Consider the following 23,591-nt stretch of genomic DNA (forward strand, 5'->3'; position numbering starts at 1 on the left):
GAAGGGGGCAACGTCTGACTAGCGTCGGTCTCCGGAAGGTAGGAGGCCACATGTGCTCCAGATTCTGCTGGCAGGTTTCGGCGAGGTGGCACGGCGGGGGATCCGCGCGATCCTGGCGTCGCCGGAGCTGGTCATCGACGAATGCGCACTCGAATGTGTGATGACCGTCCTGGTCACCCGGACCCCGAACTCCGTGGTGATCGAAGCCGGAATACGCGATCTCACGCGTGCCGAGCGGGTCGCCGCGGCGTGCCCGGCGGCCACCGTGGTGGCGTGTTCGGCCGACGAGGAGACGATCCGCATCTTTCCGAAGTTCTGCGGCGGGCAGTGCCGGGCGCAGCCCTTGAGCGCCGAAGCGCTGCGCGCGAGTGTGTGGAGTTGACATGAGCGTCGCGTGCGCCAACGGTACTGCGCTGGCCGAAACCGAAGCGCCACTGCGGATTACAACGACCCGAATCCCGTCGGGATCACGCGGAACGGATTGGACGGTCGAGCGGATCCGCTCGTTCATCCTCGACGGCGCCAAGGACTTCACGGTACGCCGGAGGGTGGTCGACATCCTCAGAGCTCAACGGATCCGCGCCAGGGACTATCTCGGCGAGATCAAGGCGCTGTTCGAATGGGTGCAGAGCAACATCCGCTACACCCGCGACCCGCACCGCGTGGAGCTGCTGCACTCGGCGCGCAGAATGCTCGAGCTGCGCGCCGGTGACTGCGACGACATGACCATCCTGCTCGGCGCCATGCTCCAATCCATCGGGCATCCGGTGCGGATCGTCGTCATCGGTCCGAACCCTCGGCGCCCCAATCTCTTCACCCACGTCTACCCGGAAGTCCGGTTCCGGGGGCGCTGGATCGCCGTGGATGCCACGGTGCCGCACCCTATGGGCTGGAAGCCCCGGGCGATCGTGAAGAAAGTCATCTCGCTGCAAAGGAGACCGGGCATGAGCCTGCATGACGTCGACGACGGCCTCGGCCAGTCGTATGGGGCCGCGGATCTGGTCGAGGCGGTGCGGACCACCGGTCTGCAACCGCGCGATCCGCGGGTGAAGGAGGTTTGGCACGCACTGCGGGCGCGGGGGATGCTGTCCCGCGATCTTTGGGTGCGACGGCTGCTGCTGCGACTCTGGCGGCAAGGGCTGCCGCCGGGCAATCGGCCGCGCAGTGCGGGCCGGCTCGACGCCGTGATACGCGGCTGGAGTCAACCCGGCTACAACGAGCCGGCTCCGACGGCGTATTACCCCTCCGTCCAGCCCTACTACCCCGGCGCGCGCTACTACCCGCGTCCTTCATTGTGGCGGCCGGGCTGGGTACCGCCGCGGCGGGTGCCCGCGCCGGCACCCCGGTACTACCGGCCGACGGTACGGCGGCACTGAAAGCCGTACACAGAAAAGGAGATCGAGACTATGGCACGTGTGACAGGCGTCAAGGAGAAGCTGCACAGCCCCCTCTACGATGCCATCTTCATCAACGAGGGCGAGACGCTCGCGGATGTGATGCGAGATCCGAGCGTCATCCGGTTCTTCGTCGACGTCCAGAACAAGACCAGGCTGGAGACCAATCTGCAGGCGTCCGGGGTGCTTCCGAGCCTCAATACCTTCGAAGCCAGAGCCATGCGTGTAGTCATCAGCGGTCCGAACCCGGACCGCTACGACACCCGTGATCTGTTCATCCCTGAGCTGATCTACGGCTCGGTGGTCTCACTGCTGGTCGGTGAGAAGGAGGCCATCACCGCTCCGACGTACATGTTCCCGTCCGGCGCGGGCGTGCTCGGTGCCAGCGGTGAGATGCCGCTCAGTCACGGTGAGCCCGACCCGCTTTCGACGTTCCGATTCGCCGAGCCGGTATTCATCGATCCGCAGCAGAACTTCCGTGTCGAGATGCTCTTCCCGCGCGGTGTCACTTCGTTACTGCTCGACGAGATCGGCCCTCGGCATATTTGGGTGGTCCTCGACGGCTACCTGACCCGCGATGTGCAGTGACGGAAGACAGGGATGGCAATGGTTGACAACGGTCTTGACGGATTCGGTGATGAGGAACTGATGACCGTTCAGGGTTTGGACGACGTCGCAGACTACGGTGCGCTCTATCAGGCTCCGGACGGGTCACTGTTCCAGGTGCAGGGATTCGACGACGATCTGCAGGACGGCGCGGACGCGGTACCGGGTGAGGTACGGCTGGGCGACGACGGCAGGTTGTATCAGTGGGTGCAGGGTTACGACGGACTCGGTGATCCGGTCGGCTTCTGGTCGTTGCTGCCCGGCATCGCCAAGACGGTGCTGCCGATGGTGGCTTCCCGCGTCGTGCCCAGATTGCGGCGGTTCCTGGCGCCGGCAGTGCGGCCGGCGCCCGTCGTCCGACGGGCGCCGGTGGCGCCTCCACCCGTCACGCAGCAGGACCCCCAGGTTCCGGTGCCCGACGACACCGGCGAGGATCTGACGGGCTTCGCTGCGCTGTATCAGGCACCCGACGGGGGCCTGTACCAGATGCCGGGTGTCGGTGACGACGAGCTGTACGGCAGCGACGAACTGGACGGCAGCGACGAACTCGACGGCGACGACGATGAACTGCGCGGTACCGAAGGCTACGTGCGGGAGCCCCGCGGGGGTGTGTGCTCGTGCTCCGGCCTGCGGGGGATCGACGCGTATGTCCCCGCCGAGCCACCGCAGACCCCGCAGTTCGTGCGGCCCGTGAACGCGCCCGACATGTGGCGCCCGCTCTGGTAGGAGGCGGCTGACATGCAGGACGAACAGCTGGGAGCGGCACGGCTGCTCGGTCCGCGGCAGGAGCTGCGGACCAACGGGTGGGGAGCGCCCGTGCGGCTTAAAGAGATCCCCTATGACCACGTGGCGGTCTTCATTCTGGCCGGGCGACGGGGCGCGCGGGTCGAGGACGTCATCAACGTCTCCGTCGACGGCGTGTTCATCGCGACGTCGATCGGGTACAGCTTCGTGCCCGCCGAGCCGCCCGGGTCGGTGATTTTCAGTCAGCCGGATGTCAACCAGCTGTTGGCCGGACTCTTCACCGATCCGCGGGTTGGGATACGGGCGCTTGCGGCAAAGGTGTTCGGGATCGACTTCACCTACAGCATCATCGACAGCGGTACCGGCCGCGAACTGCAGAACCGGGCTATCCACAACACCGCCGGGCTCGGCAGCCCGGATGGTCGGCGCCCGTTCCGGCCGATGGCCAAGCCGATGCTGTTTCAGCCCCGGTCCACCATTCGGGTGGTGGTCGACGAGATTTCGGAGGGGCCGCTGTACCAGGGTGCACAGCTGTTCATCGCGCTGCACGGCTACAAGATCCTCGGCGCCGGGACATGACCGATGCCGGTGCACCAGGATTGCGGATGTCCGGGCGCAGGCCAGTGCGAGGTCTGCGACAACCCGCTTGACTCGGCGCCGTTCGACAACAGCGCTGTGCTACCCGGCCCCGAACCGGGGCAGGAGATTGTGCTGGCGCGGTACTCGCTGCGGCCCCGGTACTGCGGAATACTGCGCTACTTCATGCAATTCACCGACCGGTACGCTGCCGACCCGACCAGGATCCGCACACCGGGTTACCAATGGCAGATTCGTTCCGGGGCGTATCCGCTGGACCCCTATCTGACTTTCGATCACATCATCAATCCGTGGGGTTCTTCGGCTGTACCGGTGGACATCCGGCTCGCCGAATCGGTGACCATCGAGTTCGTTGTCCGCAATGTCGGCGCCACCGGCACCGACATCCTGTCCGAGGTCGGCGGTCGGATCATCGGACGGCATTGGTACGACACCCGTTTCGGTGGCGCACCGCGGTTGCTGTGAGCCAATCACTGCACTGAACAAGGAGGCGGCCATGTATCTGAGCGATCAACCGGTGCCGGCCGGCATGCAGAAGCTGGTGCACCGGCGCAAAGCCGGACGTGTCGCGGCCGGAATGGCGGGGGTGAGCGCAGAGGATGAGCTGCTGGGCGCCCCGATCTTCGACTTTCCGGCGTGTGCTCCATGTCCGCTGCCGACGGCCGAACAGTGCCTCACCGCGCTGCGGCAAGCGATCGTTCGCGCGATCAGGCTGGCCAACAACGCAGCCGACAAGGTCGATGCCTCGATCAGCGTGGCACCTGCTGCGCGCGGCGCGGATGCCGTACGCACCGCAAGGATCTTCCGCAGCTTCTTCGGACACGACCCGTCGCGGCCGGTCCCATGGGCCGGCAACGAGGCGTCGGGAGTCAGCGTCGCCAAACGATTGCGGGCGGTGGCCAGGGAGCTCGACGGTGGACGCCGCATCACCTTCGAGTGCCGACCGGCGGTGGCCGGATGCGCAGACAACGATCTGACCTGCTGCACACCGTGCGACAACGCCTGGGTGCATCCGGGCGTCGGACGCAACACCGTGGTGCTCTGCCCGATGTTCTGGGCGGCCACCCGAGACATCCGGGCCGGGATCATCATCCACGAGATGTTGCATCTGCTCTACGGGCATCTCCGAGACGTCGGCGAGGGCAGGATCCGGAACGCGTGCTACGAGGCATTCGCGTTGCGGCTGGCCGGGATCACACCGGATCCGTTCGACGTCTGCAACTGCCGGGCCACACCCTGCCCCGCGCCGGTCTGCTGACGCGGGGCCGGTCTGAAGAGACGGCGTGCAGATGCAATTGGATCCCTCGGTGAAAACGATTACGGCAGCGCGATATTCACGCGGGTCGCGGCGGCACCGGTGCCGAAAAGGACGGTGATGGTTCGCACCCCTTGGGCGCGGCTGGGCAGGAACTTGCGCACAGTGAGCGCGATCCGCCGGATCTCACCGGCGATCGCCTTGCGGCTGCTCAAATCTCCTCGCCCGTACTGAGGCAGAGGCACTGTCACCGACGTCGCCTTGGCTTGGTGCGCGTGTTCGAGCTGCTCGGCGAGGCTCAACGCCAGCACCTGGGCGTCGGGATAGGTTTGCGCTTCCTGCTCCGCGGCGTCGCGGGCGTACCGCGCCGCGGTCTCCTCGGTGGGGCCCGCGGTCTCCAGGGCTCGCCGTGTTCTGGTCAGACGTACCCGCACATGTGAGGGAAGCAGGGCTTGCGGACTGACCTGCTCCTTGACCGCGCGTTCGATGCGGGTCACCACGTCGACCGGCAGCACCGGGCCCGCCGGTCGGGGGGTGCGCTGCCCGGGCGCGCGACGGGCACCCTGCCATTCGATCTGCACGATGTTGGGCGTGACCGGCTCCTGCCGTGGCGGCGGCGGACTCGGGGGCGCTGCCGATGGCTCCGGAAAGACCTGTACCCCAGGAATTCCCGTCACCTTGCGGAAGCCTTCGGGAAACACCTCGCGGCCGATGTGAGCGACTGCGGCGGTCGAAGGACGATTCGAGCAGAAGCTGCTGCCGGTGTGCTCGGGGGTCGGCGAGTACAGGTCGATGTGAGCGTCGAACTCGTCTCGCGATCGCGGTGATCCGACCGAGATGTGCAGGCTGTCGGATTTCGAGATCTCCCGCAGCGTGGTCTGTCCTTTGTGCAGGCTCGCGCCCACACCTTGGGCCATGCAGAACCGGCCGGTCGCCATGAGGGATTGGATCAGTGCGTCGCCGGACTGTGCGGTGAAGTACACCGCCGGTGTGACCCCGGGAACCCGAAGTGCGCGATCGGCGACCAGGAACGGCGCCTCGCCGGCGGTGACCTTGACGATCCGCCGGACCTGAGGCCACACCCCGTATCGGCACATCCGATTGAAGATCGCGGTCAGTGCGAAGCGGATGTCACGGTCCAGACCGTCGAACCATTCGGCAGGTCTGGTCACCGACGCGGACACCACCCGCCTGAGATCGGCCGGTTGCTTCTCGAAGCGGTCGAGCGAGACCGCCGAACAGTCGGTCGGCGCACCCTGAGGCTGCCCCAGGCCGGCACTGGTCATGACGTACATGGCTGGTCTCCTGCCGCATTCGCCGGCCGCGCGCGATGCGCGTCCGGTCATGACGCCATCTTTCGCGCCGGACAAGGTGTGTCGGCAGAGGTGACGGGGCAGTCTTTGGGGCATGTGTGCGGATGCGACGGGGCTGAGGATGGGCACGGCGGCGGGCCGGTGGGTGCTGCTGGCCACGGTGCTCGGATCCGGCCTGGTGATGGTCGACGGCACGGTGGTCAACATTGCGCTGCCGCACATCGGCAGCGACCTCGGAGCGGGATTCCGCAGCCTGCAGTGGATCGTCAACGCCTACACGCTCACACTGGCTTCGCTGATCCTGCTCGGCGGGTCACTCGGTGACCGGTTCGGGCGGCGCCGGGTCTTCCTGATCGGCGTGGTCTGGTTCGCGCTGGCCTCGCTGGCCTGCGGCCTGGCTCCGAGCACCGAGGTGCTGATCGCGGCGAGAGCCCTACAGGGCGTCGGCGGTGCCCTGCTCACGCCCGGCAGCCTGGCCCTGATCTCCGCGTCGTTCCACCCCGGGGACCGGGCCGCGGCCATCGGCGCGTGGTCGGGTCTCGGCGGGATCGCCGGAGCCATCGGCCCGTTCCTGGGTGGCTTCCTGGTCGAGTGGAGCTGGCGCGCAGTGTTTCTCATCAACCTGCCGCTGGCTGTGATCGTGGTGGCGGTGACGGTTGCGCGGGTGCCCGAAAGCCGGAACCCGGAGGCTCCGAGGGATCTCGATCTCGCCGGTGCCGCGCTGGCCGTCGCCGGTCTGGGGGCGTTGACCCACGGGCTCACCGCGCTGGGAGGCGGCGATGTGAGCTTCGGGTCGGTGGCGAGCATCGGCGTCGGGGTGCTCGCCCTGATCGCGTTCGTCATCGTCGAGCGCCGATCCGACCATCCCCTGGTGTCACCGAAGCTGTTCGCCGACAGAAATTTCCGGGTGACCAATGCGATGACGCTGCTGATCTACGGTGCGCTCGGCGCGGTGTTCCTGTTGCTGGTGCTGCAACTGCAGATCGTGGCCGGCTTCAGTCCGGTCGCCGCAGGTACCGCCCTGCTGCCGTTCACCGCGGTGATGCTCGTCTTCTCGTCGCGTGCGGGAGCGCTGTCCAGCCGGATCGGGCCGCGGCTGCCGATGACGGTCGGCCCGTTGATCGCCGCAGTCGGCTTGTTGCTGATGATGCGGATCGATGCCGACGCGTCGTGGGTGTTCGACGTCGCACCCGCGGCCATCGTCTTCGGTGCCGGCATGGTGCTCGTTGTCGCGCCTTTGACTGCGACGGTGCTGGATTCGGCCCCGGAGAGCATGGCCGGATCCGCCTCCGGCGTGAACAACGCGGTGGCCCGGGCCGGTGGGCTGCTGGCGGTGGCCGCGCTGCCCGGGTTGGCCGGGATCAGCGGCGGGGACTACGCCGCGCCCGACGCCTTCGCGGCCGGCTTCCGCATCGCGGTGCTGATCTCGGCCGTGATGATGGTGATCGCTGCGGTGATGGCCGGCGTCGGAATCCGGGGCGCGCCGGCCGGCCGGGGCGAGCGTATACCGGTCGAGAACTGCACCCATTGCGCGCTTTCGGGATTGCCCCCGCACCCGGTGGAGTAGGCAACCTCTGTGGCGGGTATCGACGGGTCATGGCCGACATCATCGAGCTCATCTACGCCGATCACGACTGGTTGCGCCGTCAGTTCTTCCGGCTCGACGACGCGACGACCACCGACGAACTCGCCGCGATCTGGGAGGTGCTTGGCCGGCGGCTCGACGCCCACGCCGATGCGGAGGAGAAAGTCTTTTACCCGGCGCTACTCAAACACGGCGGTCGTGACGATCCCGGTAATCCCGAGGGAGACCCCAAGGACGAAACCGAGGACGCCATCACCGACCACAACGCGATCAGGGATGCGGTGCGGCAGTCGCGGCAGCACCAGCCCGGAAGCGAGCAGTGGTTCGAGGCTGTGCACAAGGCGCGCGCCGAGAACGGGTCGCACCTCGATGAAGAGGAACGCGAGGCGATGCCGGACTTCATCAAGAGCGCAACGCTGGAGCTGCGTCACGAGCTCGGGATGAAGTGGTTGCAGTTCTACGCCAGGCATGAGGAGATCAAAGGCGTCGACGCCACGGACAAGGACGCCGACACGTACATCGAGAAGCATTCCTGAGTGCAGAGGTGGTGCACAGGCGTAGTTTGGCGACAGAGGAGCCGCTCATGATCCATCGATTTCTCCGTTTCGAGGCCGGCGTCGTCGCCGCGGTTCTCATGCTCAGCACGGTGAGCCCGCCGACGGCGGTCGCCGACGATCGGCTCGACTTCACCGGGATCACGCTGGGCGGCGCGCCGTTCGACGGCGCGTCACTGCAGGGCAAGCCCGCCGTGCTGTGGTTCTGGACGCCGTGGTGCCCGTTCTGCAACGCCGAGGCGCCGTCGGTCAGCCGGGTCGCCGCCGCCAATCCGGGGGTCAGGTTCGTGGGGGTCGCCGCCCGTTCCGATGTCGCGGCCATGCAGGGTTTCGTGTCGAAGTACAACCTGAACTTCCCGAATCTCAACGATGCCGACGGTTCGATCTGGGCGCGCTACAACGTGCCGTGGCAGCCTGCGTACGTGTTCTACCGCGCCGACGGCTCGTCGACGTTTGTGAATAACCCGACGTCGGCCATGCCGCAACAGGAGCTGCAGGAGCGGGTGTCCGCGCTGGGCACGTAACCGCGTGCAGCAGGATCTGGTCGGCCTGGCGTTCGCGGCGGGCATGGTGGCCGCCCTGAACCCGTGTGGGTTCGCGATGCTGCCCGCCTATCTCGCGTTGGTGGTGCGCGGGAGCGGCACCCGGGTTTCGACGGCGGTGGGACGTGCGGTTGCCGCGACGGTGGCGATGACGCTCGGTTTCCTCGTGGTGTTCGCCGTGTTCGGGTTGCTGACCGTTGCGCTGGCCTCCGCGGTGCAGCAGTACATTCCCTACGTCACGGTGGTCGTCGGTGTCGTGCTCGTGGCGCTCGGCGGCTGGCTGCTGTCCGGGCGCGCGCTGACCGTGCTGATGCCGGACCGGTTCACCGCCGGCCTCTCGGCCCCCACGGCGCGCCTGGGCTCGATGTTCGGGTACGGGGTGGGTTATGCGCTGGCGTCGCTGTCGTGCACGGTGGGACCTTTTCTCGCCGTCACCGGCGCCGGTTTCGGCGCTGCGGGCGCCGGATGGGTGTGGATCTATCTGGCCTATGCCGGGGGATTCGCGTTGGTGGTCGGCACCCTGGCCGTCGGCGCGGCCGTCGCGGGCTCCGCGCTGGCGGACCCTCTCAGGCGGATCCTGCCGTACGTCAACCGAATCGGTGGGGTTGTGCTGATCCTGGTGGGGCTCTACGTCGCGTATTACGGCTACTACGAGATCCGGTTGTTCGCCGGGGGCGACCCCGCCGATCCGGTGATCGCCGCGGCGGGCCGGGTGCAGGGCACCATCGCGGGCTGGGTGCACCGGCGGGGACCGTGGCCGTGGCTGCTCCTGCTCACCGCCGCGGCCGCCGCGTGGCTGGTCAGGCGGGTGTACGTCCGACGCGGTCAGCTGTAGCAGTAGGAGTCCGACGACGCGTCACCGCCCTGCAACCGGATCTGGTGGACGCGTAAGCCGCGGAACTCGTCGCCGTGTGGAAAGAAGTTCTGGTCGACGCTCATCCCACCGTCGGGGGGAACGTCGAGCTTGGCCATCCAGGCGCCGACGCCGTCGGGGTAGAACTGGTCGTCCCACGCCCCGTACAGCGAGTTGGTGAAGTACACCCGGCTTCCGTCGCGGCTGACCTCGACCATCTGCGGACCGCCGGCCAACGGCATGTCGGGCATCGCGGGATGCGGTGTGCGGCCCACGATCCCGCCGAGCCGCACCGATCCGGTCTGTCGCGGGCTCGCAGGATCGGAGACCTCGAACTGTTTGAGTTCACCTGTGCCCCAACAGGACACGTAGAGGAAACGGTCGTCCACCGACAGATCGATGTCGGAGATCAGCGGCGGCACCGCGCCGAACGGCTTGAGCGCGGGAGGCAGGAGATCCGGGTCGGCGGGCTCGGCTGCAACGGTGATGACCTTCTCGACCTTCCATTCGTCGCCGTCGCGGAACCAGCGCCACACCGACCCAGACAGGTCCTCGGTGGAGATCACGACGCCGACGAAGCCCCACGTGGCGTCGGGGTCGTGGGACGGGCGCACCTCCAGCACCATCTGGTGCTGCGGGCCCAGCTCGACACGCTGCTGGTGCCGGCCTGTGGCGAGGTCCCAGAAATGAAGGGCGTGGCCATACTTGTTGCCCAGCAACAGTTCCGGCACGATGCCGTTCTCGATCATCGACGGGCTGCCCCATTCGCTGGAGATCAGCACGTTCTGGTTCAGGTGCCACCAGGCGTCGTAGTGGAAGTGCTGCGGCCCACGATCGGTCTCCCAGGCGCGCAGCACGTCGAACGTCGTGTGGTCGAGCAGCGCGATCCCACCTGGTCCGTCGTCGTCGCCTTTCGGCCCACCCAGGCAGGTCAGGAAGACGCCGTCGGGACCGCAGTGCAGTGTGTGCGGACGCGAGTATCCGGCCTGTGCGGACAGGCTCGCCGCGTCGATCGTCTTGACCAGCGCCGGGGTCCGCGGATCCGGCTGGGTGTCGAACACGTAGACGTTGGACGAGCGCAGCCCGGGAACCAGGAGATGCCGGCGGGCCAGGCCGTGCATGTCGTGGCCTTCGTGCTTGAGGGCGCTGCTGCAGGCATTCCAGCCGAAGTGATGCAGTTCGTCGCCGAGACCGGCAACGTCGGTCCAGCCGACCACCTGCCCGTAGGTGGCCGACGCCGGATCGACGTCGACGACGGTCATGGCGTCGGGTTTTCGGGCGGCGCGATCGAAAGCGACCACGTAGGCCAGCTTTTCGTCGGGAGCGGCCGCCGCCTCGGCGGCGGTCCGGTAGAACGTCGGATCGATGGACGGATGAGCCATGTGGCACCTCCCCGATGGGGCCGCTGTGCAGAGCGTAGTCTCGGCTGTCGATCTGAACCACGGTTTCAGCCGGAAAATCTACGATGACGGTGATGGACCCGCTGGAACCGTTGGATGCGGCGATGATGACGGCAGAGGTGCTCTCTGATCCGCTGCACACTGCCGCGCTGTTGGTCCTGAGCCCGCCGGCGGACGCCGGATCGCGCTATGTCGACGAACTCTTCGAGGCGGCGTTGACCGATACCGCGGAACTTGATCCGCGGTTCCGCCGCCACCCGCACCGCGGCATCGACTCCGGCGGCCTGTGGGTGTGGCGGACCGATGACACCGTCGATCTGCGTGAGCATCTGCAGCGCCGTTCGCTGCCTGCCGGCGCCGATCGCGAGGCGCTCTGGGATCTGGTCGGCGAATTGCACAGCGAGCCGCTTGCACGGTCGAGGCCGATGTGGCAGGCCTACGTGATCGACGGTCTCGCGGATGGCAGGTTCGCGTTCTACATCAAGGTGCACCACACCGTGGTCGACGGTGTCGCCGGGTTGGCCATGATCGGCGACTCGCTGAGCCCCGATCCCGAGGACCGGTCGATGCGCCCGATCTATGCACGCGCCCCGCACAGTGGCGCAAACACCCCCGGCCGGCCCGGCCACAGCCGCAGCCCGGTGGCGGTGCTACGGGCCACGGTGCGCGGGGCGGTGTCGGGGCTGGACATCGTTCGCCAGGTCGCAGTCGGTGAATTAGCGGCTGCGACAGCCGCTTTGGGAGGAAGAACGGCGGTGCTGCCGCTGGAGGCCCCGTACACCCGGTTCAACGGGCGGATCGGCCGGGAGCGGACCTTCGCGGGGGCGAGCTGGCCGAAGTCACGCATCCGTGCGGTGCAGAAGGCGGCCGGGGTGACCGCCAACGATGTGCTGACCACCGTGGTGGCCGGCGTGCTGCGGGAGTGGCTTTCCGCCCGCGCCGAGCTGCCGGACTCGTCGCTGGTGGCCATCTGCCCGGTCACCTTGCGCGGCCGCAAGCCCGGCATCGAGGAGGACCGGCACGGGAACCTGTTCGGTTTGCAGTTGTGCCCGTTGGGAACCGACGTCGCCGATCCCTGGGAGCGGCTGATCCACATCCATCGTGCGATGGCGTGGGTGAAGGATCAGGTGGCCGCCCGCGGACCCGACGCCACGACGCTCATGGTCGCGCCGAGTATCGCGCTGACGGTGCTGGCCCCGCTCGTGCCGCTCGCACCGCGGCTGCGGCGCGGCTACAACGTCTCGATCTCCGGGGTTCCCGGCCCGAAGAGCGAAATGTTCTGGAACGGAGCGCATCTGGATGACATCTTCCCCGTCTCGACCGCCATCGACGGTCAGGCGCTGAACGTGACGATGTGCTCTTACGCCGACCGGGTGAGCTTCGGCTACATCTCCGGCCGCAAGGTCGTACCCGACATCGGCTCGTTCATCTCCCTGACCGAGCGCGCGCTCGCCGACCTTGAGCGGGCTGCCGCGTCGGCGTGATCCGCCCTTTCACGCCGTAGACCGATGCCCGGTCCAGCAATTCCCGGTAGAAGTCCGCCGACACGACGGCGGTCCGGCTGAGCAGGAATCCGCTCAGGCCGGTGGGATCGCTGACAACGGCCCACTGGTAGTCGGGATCCAGATCGACGATCCAGTAGTTGCCCGGCGGCCGGGACGAGGCGGGACCGAAGAAACGCACGTTGAGCTTGTTGTTGGTGGCATCGACCGGCAGCGCCGAGCCGACGATCGAGGACTTCGGCCCGTTGTCGACGAAGTAGTTGCCGGAGTTCACGACCCTGATCGAGCCGTCGGGGTTCAGGCTGTACACGGCTTTGGTGTTGACCAGGCCGATGGAGAAGAACTGTTTGACGCTGCCGACCTCGTACCAGGTGCCCAGGTAGCGGTCGAGCTGGACCACCGGCGGAGGAGCGAGCACGATCGCGGCGGCGTCGCCCATCACGATGTACTGGTCCGGGACGCCGTAGATGCCGGTGCCGTCGGTCGGGCCCAGACCCTGATACAGGTCGTTGATCCATCCGGTGGCCAGCGTGTAGACCGCCTGCGTGTTGCCCGGCGGGGAGAACCCGCTCACCAGCTGGGCGAGGAGGTCGAACAGCGCATTGCCGCCGATCAGCGAGTCGGCGTGCGAGCCCCCGGCCAGGGTCACCCCGACGAATTGACCCGGCCGGGCGGCGACCAGCTCTTTGGTGGACGCTCCGAAGGAATTCCAGGGCTGTGGCGGCGCGGCGATCTGGTAGACGGGCACGAACGGGTCGTCGAGCTTGGCCAGCGCCGCGGGCAGGCGACCGCTGAAGGAGAAACCGTCGAACATCATGACGCCGCGGAGGCTGCCGTTGCCGAGCGGGTCCTCGGCGTAGTAGCCGCCGACGGCCGTGGCGAAGCCGCCGCCCGCCGACTGGCCGGACATCACGAACGCCTCCGGTAGGACGCCCAGATAACCGGCTGCCTGGGCGCTGGAGGTCAGTGACGTCCTAGCGCCGAGGAACATCGTCGCGACGGCTTCCTGCATCGGCGCACCGTTGATCCAGCAACCCGCGCACGCGAGGGGGAACGACGACAGATTCGGCGCGACCACAATGCTGTTGGTCTGCTGTGACAGCGTCTGTGCCAGCTTGGACACCGCCGCCTTGTTGCCGAGGAAGCCGTGCTGAAGCCAGACGACGCCGGTCGCCGCGACCGCACCGTCGCTCTGGGTCGGCAGATACCAGTCCGCACGCGTCCTGTATCCGTTGCGCCCCACCGGAATCGTCAGAGCCGCACGTCCGGTTTTGACGCCGGTCACCACCGGGTTGGCGGCAGCCGCGGTGATGGCCGCGGGCTCATTCGTTTCGGCCTCGGCGACGTCGGGCTCGGTGACGGCCACTTCGACGGCAGGCTCGCTCGTGTCCTCCGGTTCGTCCCCGACATCGGTGACGTGAGCGGCGGGCTGGGCCCCGTCGGCATCCTCGGACTGCGCGTTCTCGACCTCGCTTTCGACTTCGACGTTCGTCGAGTGGGTCGACCGCCATGGTGTCGGATTCTCCTCCGACGCGTCCGATTCGTCGTCGACGTTCTCAGCCAGGTCTTCGTCGGCGTCAGTCGCGGAGTTGACCGGGCGTTTGGCCGATGCTGGAACCTCTGCGGGATCGGAAGGGCTGTCGACGGTCTGCGGATCGTCGGCGTGCTCTGCCGATGAGACCCTCGACTGAGCGGACGAATCGTTGTCTGTCGACGTTTCGGTGTCGGCCGAGGCGACGCCCTGTCCTGCGCCCAGGGCGAGTCCCGCACCGGCAGCCAGGGTCCCGAGCCAGAGCGCCCACCGGGTCGAGGTCACGGGCGGACGATAACCGCCGTTCGACGTCGATCGGCGCGAATTGTCGGCAACGTCAGCGAGTGGTCATTTTCTCAAGCCGTCAGAAGACGCGGATCCAATCGACGAGCATTTCCGCGGGGTAGTTGCCCCCGGCGGGCTCGCGGCCGCCGGAGCCGCCCACGGCGATGTTGAAGACAGGCGCCATCGTGAACCCGGGATCGTTGAACGGCCAGTCCGGCAGTGAGTTCGACGGCACGGTGAAGAACGGCTCCATGCCCGGCTCCCAGTCCTTCCAGAAGTACATGCCGGTGGGGAGCCAGGTCATCCGCCAGGTGTGCCAGTCGCCGTCGATCGGGTGCTTGTGGGTCTGGAACATCGTGCCGTCCAGCCGGGCGTGCACGGTGCTGCCCGAGGGCCAGTCCCGGTTGCCGTACCACTCCACGATGTCGATCTCGCCGCCGCGCACCGGGTTGTCGTTGATCAGCCAGAACGCCGGCCAGGCCCCGTCGGTCAGGCAGTTGAGCTTCATGCGGGCTTCCCACGTCGTCCCGACCCCGCCGCGCCAATTGCCGACGATCTTGGCGCTGGCGTACTTCTCCTGGATGTTGGCGCCCTCACCGCGGGTGGCGCGGATGACCAGGTTGCCGTTCCCGTCCTGGAAGACATGCTCCTGGTCGGTGACGTAGCGGCCCATGTTGAACGGCTTGTCCCACTCGTGCGGGTTCCGGATGGTCTCGCGGACCGGAACGATGAACCAGGACGCGGGATCTGGCGGTGCGCCGGCCGGTCCGTTGAACTCGTCGGCCCACAGCAGTGCCGGCACGGCCGCTTGCGGGAGACCCGCCCCGCCCGGTCCCGGAGGCGGCGCGTCGCCGATCGCCGGCTGGGCACCGGCCTTGGGAAGCGGCAGGGCGGCAGCGGCCATCCCGAACCCCAGTGTCAACATTGCGCGGCGGCGATCCATGCTTGGCACCTTCGCACCGTAGAACAAATCGGTGCGCTTTGGTCGGGACAACCCGCCGATATCGGCGGGAATCTCGGTGCGCTTTGGTCGGGACAACCCGCCGATATCGGCGGGAATCGGTGCCGTCAGGGCCTGATGGACATGTACGGAGCGGCGCTGCCGTAGGTGCCGATGTTGACGAACATCGCGTCCGCGCCGTTGCCGGGGACGCGAATGTTGATGACGGGAGCTTCGAAGCCCGCCGACGACTCCCTGCTGGCAACGACATCCGAGACCTTGACAACCTATGTTGTCGGCGGCGAGGCGTCCTGGAAATCCGTCAGAAAGTTAATGATCATTCGCGGCGGGGAACCCCGGTGAGGCCCGACGTATCCTGGGCTGATGTCCGTGCCCGCGCCCGTGCTGCATGCCGATCTCGCCGTGCTGGCCCCGTTGCTCGGCACATGGGCCGGTGAGGGCTCGGGCGAATATCCGACGATCCAGCCGTTCGGCTATGTCGAGGAGGTCACCTTCGGCCACGTCGGCAAGCCGTTCCTGGCCTACGCGCAGCGCACCCGCGCCGCCGACGACGGCCGGCCGCTGCATGCCGAGACCGGCTATCTGCGGGTGCCCGCACCGAACCGCATCGAATGGGTCCTGGCGCATCCGACGGGTATCACCGAGATCTAGGAGGGGACGCTGTCGTCGGACGGCGAATGCCTGCGGATCGAGGTGGTTTCGACGGCGATCGGCCGCAGCGGGTCGGCGAAAGAGGTGACTGCGGTGGGCCGGTCGATCGAGGTCCGCGGTGACACCCTGACCTACACCGTGCGGATGGCGGCGGTGGGGCAGCCGCTGCAGCACCACCTGTCAGCGGTGTTGCGGCGGAAGAAAGTGTGACTGCCCGCGAATTCCGAACTCGGGTATGGACGCGGCCGGGGCGTGTTAACTGAGCGGGTGCCGAAGAATCTCACCACGACGCTGGGCGTCGCCGTGCTGACAGGGTGCGGGATGCTTGCGGTGCCGCCGGTCGCGGATGCGGATCGCCCTACGCCTCCGCTGCTGTACGGGTTCTACGACGTGTTCGTCGACTTCTCGAAACAGACCTTCAACGGTGCGCCGACACCGATGCCCGCCAAGACGTTTCTGGTCGAATACACCGCCCGCTGCGACGTGAGCGGTTGCGTGGTGGCCATGGACAACTCGGACGATCTTGCGCGAAATCCCCCGGGCGCCGAGGGTGTTCGAGTACCGCTGGAACAACGATCGCTGGGAGACCAGCGGCGACTACCCCTACTTCTGCGATCGCATGAATCCCGACAGCGCTGTGCAGTCGGTGCGCTCGGACTATCTGACCCCCAACCCCGACGGGAGTTTTTCCGGTGAGCGGACCCTGATCGTGCAGGGTGCAGGGTGCCCGGGTGAGGGGCCAGGCACTCATCGGGTGCCGATCACCGTGACTCCGGCCCCGCCGCAGGGCCCGCGTTGATTGGGGCCTGGACACGGCGCCCAAGCCTGCGACGAAATCGACCAACACAGCCCATGGCGCGAAATTGGCCGCTCGTGATTGCCGAAACTGCGGCCGTGCAAGGCTCTTCGGGAAGTCGTGTACGCGGGCAGCGCTGACCGGCACGTCCAACGGGTGGCATGGGACACCGACGGGTGGCGCGCCGAGGACCTCAGCGCCATCTCGGGTGCGCCGCCGGCGACCGCCACCATCACCGGCTACAGCGTGGATTCTCAACTGGGCGAACACATCGTGTACGTGCGTCAACCCGACCGCCACGTGCAGGAAATCTGGTGGGACGGCGAAACCTGGCAGTCGCAGGATCTTTCGGCGGCGACCGGTGCACCCGCCGCCCTGGAGGGTGCGCTGGTCGGTTACGTCGACGAAGCGCTGGGGATCCAGCACGTGATCTACGCCGGCACCAACAGTCACATCTACGAACTGTGGTGCGACAGCACGGGGTTGCACATGACCGATCTGACGGCCATGACTGCGACGCCGGGGCCGATCGCAGGCACCGTGGCCGGGTACATGTTCGACGCCCAAGGCACCCAGCACGTCGTCTTCGTCGGCGTCGACGCCAAGATCCACGAGATGTGGAACGACTCCACAGGGTGGCGCGCCACCGATCTCACCACCATGACCGGTGCGCCACCTCCAGCCGGAAACGCTCTGTCCGCGTATGCCTTCGAATCACAGGGGACTCAGCACATCATCTACACCGGTGTCGACGGTCAGCTCTACGAGCTGTGGTGGGAAGGCGGGCGGTGGCAGGTCGGCGCCCTGAGCGCAGGGGTCTCCTCACCGAAGCCGGCGAAGGGCAGACCGATGGGGTATGCGTTCGAATGGCAAGGCACCCAACACGTCGTCTACCCGACCGCCGATGATCTGCACCTGCAGGAGCTGTGGTCGGGTAACCCCAGGGGATAGCCGCCACTGGCGGTAACTCGCCCGGAAGTCGCCCAACCGCTCGGTGGCGTCGGCCAGGTCACGAGCCATTCGCCCCCGGAACCGCCTCGAGCCCCGTTCGGTCAGCCGTCTACCTGCCAGCGAGCTTCACCGCGGTAGCGGCACCGGATTCCGGTGACCAGGTTCTGGTCCAGATGCGCGGCGGCGTGCGGCAGCACCGGCTCAAGGCGGCGCAGAGCGTCGCGAATCCGGCCCGCGACGGCTTTACGGGCGCGCTCTGCGGGGTTGTTGGCGAAGGAACGCTGCCGTCCGCCGAAGCCCGTGCCCGTGCGGAGTTCTGCCACCAGCGCATCGTGCTCCTCGTCGATCCTGGCGAGGCGGCTCGCGTCACCTATCAGCATCGCTTCCTCACGCAGATCGGCGAGCGCGGCGAGTCTGCGGCGGTACTCGCTGGCAGCGCGGTGGTCGTGGATCTGGCCGGCATCGTCGGACGTGACCCCGGCTGCCATGAGATCGAGAACGTGTACCTCCACACCCGGTTGCCGCACCAACACGGCGATGTCATGCATGCCCTTGCAGTCCCGAACGACGGCGGTCTGCCCGTCGTAGGTCACCTCCCAGTCGAGGTCTCGCCTGCGCAGCGCGCGGGTGGCCGGCGTCGCGCCGTCACGTTGTGCCGCCTCGAGGTCGGTGCGTGCCTCGGCCAGCGTCCAGGCGCCGAGGCGCTCGTATACCCGGCATGCCTGCGCCAGAAGGGATTTCGCCCGGTCCGGCTGCCCAAGTGCGGCGGCGAGCCGGCCGGCGGTGTGCGCGTGACTGCCGGCGAAGGCGACAAGTGCGCCGTTGACCCCGCACGAATCGGCCAGCGGCTCGAGCTCGGTCAACAGCTCCTCACACAGGACCCGCTCGTCCACCGCGACAGCGGCGACAGCGAGCTCGCGAACGAACACCGACCAGAGGTAGGACCGCTCGGCCCGCCAGGTCCCGAGGTCCTGTACCGCCGAGACGTGGCGGCTGGCGGCGTCGAGATCGCCCGCCCTGGCGTTGAAGCCCGCGGCGACCGCATGCGCGTGCACCGGAGCGCCGGTCCAGTGCCTGACGGCTTCGTCGGCGAATGCCACCAACTCGGTCGGCGCCGCACGAGCCCGGACCAGCTCGAGGCGCTGGGACATCCGCACGTTGTGCGTGTCGGGCTCGCCTAGTCGTTCGCCCAGCGCGACGGCGGTGTCGATCAGCGAGTCGGCTTCCTTTAACTCTCCGTGCAGCAGTGCGCGGAAGGCCCGTCGTGTCGCCACCGTGTATCGGTGGCGTAACTGTCCCTGTTGTTCCAACAGCGCCAGGCACTCGTCGAGGGTGGCGTCGAAGGAGACGCGTCCGTTCTCCAATAGCGCGTTGGCGTGCAGCAGCAGCATTTCGGCCAAGCGTTCGGCGTCACCGCTGCGGCGGGCCAGGCCGACGAGTTCGACGGTCACCTCGGCTCTTTCGGCCGCGGCGCCTGGTGTCCACAGCACGTCGTGGCGGGCGAGCAGGCAGTCGGCGAGGACGTCGGGGTCGCCGGTGGTCCGTCCGAGGGTGAGTGCCTCCTCGGCGAACTCCCTTGCCCGCGTTCGTTCTTCGGCGACCGAGTGGGTGAGCTGGCGGGCCAGCGCAGAAGCCAGTTTGGCCCGCAAAGCCGTCTCGGCATCCGGTAGAGCGTTCAACGCGTCTTCGAGTTCCGCGGTGATCTCGTCCCGGCGCGTCGCGAACTGCGAGCCCAGTCCGACCGCGGCCAACGCGACCAACGCGCTCGCCCGCGTGTCCCCGCCGTGGCGCGCTGTCGTCCTGGCCTGCGCAAGCAGGTCGCGAGCCTGGGCTGCGCGGCCATCCCGGGCCAACAGGTCCGTTTCGACAAGGAGTACTTCGACCAGCACGCCGGCAGGCGGAACCACCGCGGCGTCGGCAACCGCGCCGCGCAGCAGCCGCAAGTGCTCGGCCGCCTCCGCGAGGGCAGACGAGGCGCGGTCTGCACGTGCGGCGCGGAGAGCCCATCTCACGGCTTCATCGATTGCACCGATTCCTACCGCGAAGCGAAAGTGCCGGGCGACTTCCGAGGGAGCCACGCCGGCAACTCGTTCGGCGCGCGTCGCGAGTGCCCGACCCACCGCGAGGTGCAGTGAGGGGCGCTCGGCTGGTGCGACCCCCGCCGCGAGAACCTCGCGGTAGAGATCATGCGCGAAGCGCGTCCCGTCGCTGGTGCTGATGAGGACGCCGGCGGCGACAGCCTCGGCGAGCGCCTGCTCAACCTCGGCACGAGCGCAGCCCAGAGTCGCCGCGACCACGTCCGGCAACACGACCGATCCGGCGAGCGCCGCTACCCCGAGCACGCGTGAGGTCCGCGGGTCCAGACGACGGGCTCGGCGGTCGATCGCTTCGCGGATCGCCGACGGAATGTCGTTGGCCGGTGAACCGTCGGCGGCCGCGAGGGCGAGTTCCCGGAGGAACAACGGGTGCCCGCCGGCCCGTCGGAGCAGGGTCGACACCTCCGGGTCCGCCAGCGGCTTCCCGGTCAGCAGCGTCGCCAGCTGAGCAGCCGCCTCGCGGGCCAATGGGTGGAGTCTCACGTGCTCCGCCCGGGCTCTCACGGAAGTCAGCCGTTCGGCCAACTTGTCTTCGAGATCGTCGTGCCGATAGGCCCCGATCACGCTCACCGAAGACGGCCACGCAGCCGCGGCCGCGAGCTCCAACAGCTCCAGTGACGAGTCGTCGGTCCACTGAAGGTCGTCGAGCACAACGACCAGGCCGCGATCGGCGGCCAGCGTCTGAAGCCACGTCAGCGTCGCATCGAGCATCAGCATGCGTCCGCGGCTGGAGGACTCGACGCCTGCAGGTTCACCCAGAGCCGAGGCGACCGTTGCGACCAGGCCGAGATCCGCTCCGGCTGCGGCGCGGGCGGCGTCCACGCCGACCCGCCGCACTATCCCGTTGAGCGCGTGCGTCCATGGCCAAAAACCGGGCGCTGCACCGCCGTACAGGCACGTGCCCCAGCCGACGACGCACTGAGACGGTGAGCGCAGCGCTGCTCGCAGCAACGACGTCTTACCCATCCCGGCGGAGCCGGTGACCAACACCACGCGACCCTCACCGCGTTGGGCCCCGTTCACGATGCGGCTCACCTCGTCAAGGGCCACCTCGCGTCCGAGCAGAATCTGCGCGCCGGTCACCCAACCATTGTTGCCGTCTGTGGGCTGGCAATCTGCCAGAACGCTTCTTCCGCCTTCATCGAACAATCTGGCGCCTTAAGGGTGAGAGCAAAACCGTTCGAGGAGGACGACATGAAATTCGACCCGATTCAGTACAAGGCAACGACACGTCGGCAGTGGGAAGACGCGGCCGAGGCGTGGCACCGCTGGGGACCGGTCCTCGAGGACTGGCTGGGCGAGGCGACTACGCGCATGCTCGATGCGGCGGGAGTCGGCGCCGGCAGTCGGGTCCTGGACGTCGCGGCGGGAGCGGGCGGCCAGAGCGTCGCCGCGGCCCGGCGCGGTGCCCACGTCGTAGCCACTGACATATCGCCGACGATCCTGAAGTACGCCGAGAAGCAGGCCGCCGAACAGGGCCTCACACTGGAAACCGTTGAAGCTGACGGGGAGCGACTCGCGGACCGCGTCGATGGCGGGTACGACGCGGTGGTTTCGCGCCTCGGCCTGATCTATCTGCCCGATCAGCGCAGTGCTGTCGCCGGCTTCCGCGAAGTTCTCGCCGACGGCGGCCGCGTGAGCGTGGTGGTGTACTCCACGCCGGCGCGGAACGGCTTCTTCGCCGGACCGGTGTCGGTCATCCGCGCCCGGGCCGGCCTACCGGCACCGGCGCCGGGCCTGCCGGGGCCCTTCAGCGTCGGCGCGCCCGGCGTGCTGGCGGACCTCCTGACCCAGGCCGGATTTCACGACGTGACAGTCGAGGCGCTGGACGCTCCTCTTCGGCTCGCGTCCGCGGCGGAGTGCCTGCGGTTCGAACGCGAATCGTTCGGGGCGCTGCACCAGATGCTGGCGGGGGTCCCCGCGGACGAGCGCGAGGACGTCTGGGACGAGGTGCACCAGGTGTTGCGCCAGTACCAGGCCGATGACGGGTTCGTCGGCCCGTGCGAACTGCTGATCGGGTCAGGGACGCAATGACCGTGTGCTGGCGGCGTCAGTGTGAAACCGGCTCGGCGACAACGAGATTATGCCGAACCATGGATACACGCATCGAGGTCCGGGCCGACGGTGGTCGGGACGAAGCTGCTGCCTCAACACCAGCGGAGTCTGGAGTGGTCCGTCGACCGGAGCAGGGACAGGGGTCATCGTGAACACACGTCGTACGGCATCGCTGAAAGTCACGGTCGTAGCCGCCGTCATGGGAGGTGCCGGCGTCGCGCCCCCTGCCGAACCGCCATGGAGCCGATGACGGGAATCGAACCCGCGTATTCAGCTTGGGAAGTCGGACGGACACGTATCGCCCGGTCCCCGTGCGTGCCCATACGTCTCTGAACTGGAAAGAGTCATTCCCATAAGTTCGCTGAAGTGCGCTGCAGTACGGCTCAGTTGTGACCCCGACGTGACCCTTTGCTTGCAGGTCGAGATGGGAAACATGGGATGCTGCCGGTGCTCATCTATGAGCCTTACCGGGGGGATTGGTCGAGGTGTCTGCATACGCCCTGTTCAGCGCGTTTCATCAGCGAATCGCGCTAAAAGAAGCATCGAGGGATCGTGGGCTCACACGAATTATCGAGTGCGGTGAGGCGTTGCGGAAGAAATACTTCCCGGCCAGCGAAAAGCTTGGTGACCACATCACGCTGCTCGGGTCTCTGGCCAAAGACACCGGGGTTGAACCACTCGGCGACGCCGACGTGCTGTTCAGAATGCCGGCGGGCACCTACAGCCGCTTTGACGACTACACCGGTAATGGGCAGTCTGCCCTGCTGCAGGAAGTGCGAAACGCTCTACGCGATCGATATCCCAGAACTGACATCCGAGGGGACGGCCCGGTAGTCGTCGTTTCGTTCTCGGATCCGCCTGCAGTTGAGGTCGTGCCCGGAGTGCTGCTGGATGGCGAAAGCAACATCGTCAGCGCGAAGGGATTCGTCCCGGTTACCCGCGACGGCGGCAGATGGGAGGCTGCAGATTACGGCGCCGAGTGGAGTGCTCTGATTTCGAGCGATAAGACTGTCGACGGTCAACTGCGCCGCTTAATTCAGTACACGAAGGCGTGGCGCGAAACACACTCGGCCACGCTCAAGTCAATCGTAATCGAACTAATGGCAACCGAGTTCATGCGACGGTGGGACAACTCGCGGACTGCGTATTCATTCGACGATTGGCTGGTTCGCGACTTCTTGAAGCACATGGTGGAGAACTACTACACCAAGTACTACATGCCGGGAACGGGCAAGGAGATTGATACCGGCGTCGGTTGGATTACACAAGCGAAGGAATCGGCGACTGCAGCTGCGAATGCGTGCCAATACGACGACGACAGCGTCCTTTATCGCTTGTACTGGCGAGATGTGTTCGGAAGTGACTTCGGAGGGTGATGCGACAGTGTCAAATTTGAGTCAGGACTATGGCCGCCTCGTCTATACCCATAAGACGCACGAAAAAGAGGCTGAGCGGAAGATCAGGCAGAGTCTGTGGTTGACATGGGCCAATCTGATCGTTGTTTCGACAACCCTCGCGGCAACAATAGCGATGCCATTACTTGAAGACACCTGGGCACAATGGGTTCCCGTTGCATCGGCGGTCATTGCTTTCGGCTTCGGTACTGCGCAACTTAGTTTCCAGCCTCAACGCGAGGCTGCCGAACATCGGAGTGCGGCCAAAGCGTTTCTGAATCTTCGTGACGACTTCGCACGGTTGATCGCAGATTGGCGGGAGAACCCTAATGCGCCTGAACTCAGATCGCGGCGAGATGGGTTGCGTCCAGCAGAGTGGTGTACGAGTCGGACCTGATTAGCGGTACCGGCGTGTCGTAGCCGACTGATTGAGGGTCATCGCGTGATTCTTCGAGAGACCGACCAAAGTCACTCGAGCAAAGGAATCAACGCGATGACCACTGCCCACAATATCGACCTGCCCGCG

The 23,591-nt window shown here is 67.1% G+C and carries 22 protein-coding genes and 2 pseudogenes; 19 read left to right on the top strand and 5 right to left on the bottom strand.

Translation table 11 applies throughout. The features are described 5' to 3' along the window. Positions 1-52 precede the first annotated feature (52 nt). The 7 genes from ACXMYJ_RS18220 to ACXMYJ_RS18250 are packed head-to-tail and all read left to right on the top strand — an operon-like array spanning position 53 to position 4,599. Positions 53-382 (top strand): hypothetical protein, encoded by a 330-nt coding sequence (locus tag ACXMYJ_RS18220; protein ID WP_460358199.1) that lies wholly within the window; start codon positions 53-55, stop codon positions 380-382. 1 nt (position 383) lies between these two features. Next, positions 384-1,376, top strand: coding sequence for a transglutaminase-like domain-containing protein (locus ACXMYJ_RS18225; protein ID WP_460358202.1), 993 nt, complete (start codon positions 384-386; stop codon positions 1,374-1,376). A 30-nt stretch (positions 1,377-1,406) separates the two neighbouring features. Beyond that, complete coding sequence (locus ACXMYJ_RS18230) at positions 1,407-1,982, top strand: hypothetical protein (RefSeq protein WP_260756556.1); 576 nt, start codon at positions 1,407-1,409, stop codon at positions 1,980-1,982. A gap of 12 nt (positions 1,983-1,994) precedes the next feature. Beyond that, complete coding sequence (locus tag ACXMYJ_RS18235) at positions 1,995-2,726, top strand: hypothetical protein (protein ID WP_460358204.1); 732 nt, start codon at positions 1,995-1,997, stop codon at positions 2,724-2,726. A gap of 12 nt (positions 2,727-2,738) precedes the next feature. Then, positions 2,739-3,323, top strand: a complete 585-nt coding sequence (locus ACXMYJ_RS18240) for a hypothetical protein (RefSeq protein ID WP_460358207.1) — start codon at positions 2,739-2,741, stop codon at positions 3,321-3,323. Positions 3,324-3,326: 3 nt separating this feature from the next. Continuing rightward, complete coding sequence (locus tag ACXMYJ_RS18245; protein WP_460358210.1) at positions 3,327-3,806, top strand: hypothetical protein; 480 nt, start codon at positions 3,327-3,329, stop codon at positions 3,804-3,806. Positions 3,807-3,837: 31 nt separating this feature from the next. After that, complete coding sequence (locus ACXMYJ_RS18250) at positions 3,838-4,599, top strand: M35 family metallo-endopeptidase (RefSeq protein WP_460358212.1); 762 nt, start codon at positions 3,838-3,840, stop codon at positions 4,597-4,599. Positions 4,600-4,658: 59 nt separating this feature from the next. On the opposite strand, the gene ACXMYJ_RS18255 is transcribed toward ACXMYJ_RS18250, so the two are convergent. After that, positions 4,659-5,942, bottom strand: coding sequence for a hypothetical protein (locus ACXMYJ_RS18255; RefSeq protein ID WP_460358215.1), 1,284 nt, complete (start codon positions 5,940-5,942; stop codon positions 4,659-4,661). Between the two features lie 61 nt (positions 5,943-6,003). Here ACXMYJ_RS18255 and ACXMYJ_RS18260 point away from each other — a divergent pair, with 61 nt between their 5' ends. The 4 genes from ACXMYJ_RS18260 to ACXMYJ_RS18275 are packed head-to-tail and all read left to right on the top strand — an operon-like array spanning position 6,004 to position 9,425. Beyond that, a complete protein-coding gene (locus ACXMYJ_RS18260) occupies positions 6,004-7,476 on the top strand; it encodes an MFS transporter (RefSeq protein ID WP_460358218.1) in 1,473 nt (490 codons plus the stop codon). A 29-nt stretch (positions 7,477-7,505) separates the two neighbouring features. Next, a complete protein-coding gene (locus tag ACXMYJ_RS18265) occupies positions 7,506-8,030 on the top strand; it encodes a hemerythrin domain-containing protein (RefSeq protein ID WP_460358221.1) in 525 nt (174 codons plus the stop codon). A 47-nt stretch (positions 8,031-8,077) separates the two neighbouring features. Further along, positions 8,078-8,572 (top strand): protein disulfide oxidoreductase, encoded by a 495-nt coding sequence (locus ACXMYJ_RS18270; RefSeq protein WP_460358224.1) that lies wholly within the window; start codon positions 8,078-8,080, stop codon positions 8,570-8,572. Between the two features lie 4 nt (positions 8,573-8,576). Beyond that, positions 8,577-9,425: a cytochrome c biogenesis CcdA family protein gene (locus ACXMYJ_RS18275; RefSeq protein WP_460358227.1), complete on the top strand. Its 849-nt coding sequence runs from the start codon at positions 8,577-8,579 to the stop codon at positions 9,423-9,425. On the opposite strand, the gene ACXMYJ_RS18280 is transcribed toward ACXMYJ_RS18275, so the two are convergent. Continuing rightward, the gene (locus ACXMYJ_RS18280; RefSeq protein WP_460358229.1) at positions 9,416-10,825 is read right to left on the bottom strand and encodes a selenium-binding protein SBP56-related protein; all 1,410 of its coding nucleotides are present in this window, start codon (positions 10,823-10,825) and stop codon (positions 9,416-9,418) included. The two genes, ACXMYJ_RS18275 and ACXMYJ_RS18280, sit on opposite strands and share 10 nt — an antisense overlap. 92 nt (positions 10,826-10,917) lie before the next feature. Between ACXMYJ_RS18280 and ACXMYJ_RS18285 the strand changes: the two genes are divergently transcribed. After that, positions 10,918-12,327: a wax ester/triacylglycerol synthase family O-acyltransferase gene (locus ACXMYJ_RS18285; protein ID WP_460358231.1), complete on the top strand. Its 1,410-nt coding sequence runs from the start codon at positions 10,918-10,920 to the stop codon at positions 12,325-12,327. Here ACXMYJ_RS18285 and ACXMYJ_RS18290 read toward each other — a convergent pair. Together ACXMYJ_RS18290 and ACXMYJ_RS18295 are read right to left on the bottom strand one after the other, a co-directional pair. Continuing rightward, positions 12,269-14,161 carry a lipocalin family protein gene (locus ACXMYJ_RS18290; RefSeq protein ID WP_460358234.1) on the bottom strand — a complete coding sequence of 631 codons (1,893 nt, stop codon included), beginning with the start codon at positions 14,159-14,161 and terminating at the stop codon, positions 12,269-12,271. The genes ACXMYJ_RS18285 and ACXMYJ_RS18290 overlap by 59 nt on opposite strands. A 79-nt stretch (positions 14,162-14,240) precedes the next feature. Then, a complete protein-coding gene (locus ACXMYJ_RS18295) occupies positions 14,241-15,104 on the bottom strand; it encodes a glycoside hydrolase family 16 protein (RefSeq protein ID WP_460358237.1) in 864 nt (287 codons plus the stop codon). Between the two features lie 381 nt (positions 15,105-15,485). On the opposite strand from ACXMYJ_RS18295, the pseudogene ACXMYJ_RS18300 reads away from it, so the two are divergent. The 4 genes and pseudogenes from ACXMYJ_RS18300 (at position 15,486) to ACXMYJ_RS18315 (ending at position 17,520) form a co-directional block, all read left to right on the top strand. Beyond that, positions 15,486-15,983: pseudogene (locus ACXMYJ_RS18300) on the top strand (peroxynitrite isomerase). 111 nt (positions 15,984-16,094) lie between these two features. Next, positions 16,095-16,247: pseudogene (locus ACXMYJ_RS18305) on the top strand (hypothetical protein); the annotation flags it as partial. A gap of 76 nt (positions 16,248-16,323) precedes the next feature. Continuing rightward, positions 16,324-16,572, top strand: a complete 249-nt coding sequence (locus ACXMYJ_RS18310; RefSeq protein WP_460358239.1) for an MBOE_33420 family protein — start codon at positions 16,324-16,326, stop codon at positions 16,570-16,572. 117 nt (positions 16,573-16,689) lie between these two features. Then, the gene (locus ACXMYJ_RS18315; RefSeq protein WP_460358242.1) at positions 16,690-17,520 is read left to right on the top strand and encodes a PLL family lectin; all 831 of its coding nucleotides are present in this window, start codon (positions 16,690-16,692) and stop codon (positions 17,518-17,520) included. Positions 17,521-17,621: 101 nt separating this feature from the next. Here ACXMYJ_RS18315 and ACXMYJ_RS18320 read toward each other — a convergent pair whose 3' ends face one another. After that, on the bottom strand, positions 17,622-20,699 hold the full coding sequence (locus tag ACXMYJ_RS18320) for an ATP-binding protein (RefSeq protein WP_460358244.1): 3,078 nt from the start codon (positions 20,697-20,699) through the stop codon (positions 17,622-17,624). A 111-nt stretch (positions 20,700-20,810) separates the two neighbouring features. Between ACXMYJ_RS18320 and ACXMYJ_RS18325 the strand changes: the two genes are divergently transcribed. The 3 genes from ACXMYJ_RS18325 to ACXMYJ_RS18335 all read left to right on the top strand — a co-directional run bounded on the left by ACXMYJ_RS18325 (position 20,811) and on the right by ACXMYJ_RS18335 (position 23,462). Beyond that, positions 20,811-21,650, top strand: coding sequence for a class I SAM-dependent methyltransferase (locus ACXMYJ_RS18325; RefSeq protein WP_460358247.1), 840 nt, complete (start codon positions 20,811-20,813; stop codon positions 21,648-21,650). 506 nt (positions 21,651-22,156) lie between these two features. Continuing rightward, positions 22,157-23,047 carry an SMODS domain-containing nucleotidyltransferase gene (locus tag ACXMYJ_RS18330; protein ID WP_460358249.1) on the top strand — a complete coding sequence of 297 codons (891 nt, stop codon included), beginning with the start codon at positions 22,157-22,159 and terminating at the stop codon, positions 23,045-23,047. Then, complete coding sequence (locus tag ACXMYJ_RS18335; RefSeq protein ID WP_460358251.1) at positions 23,019-23,462, top strand: SLATT domain-containing protein; 444 nt, start codon at positions 23,019-23,021, stop codon at positions 23,460-23,462. The genes ACXMYJ_RS18330 and ACXMYJ_RS18335 overlap by 29 nt, the downstream gene beginning before the upstream one ends. The last annotated feature ends 129 nt before the right edge of the window (positions 23,463-23,591 follow it).

This window comes from Mycobacterium sp. ZZG, from assembly GCF_054786995.1.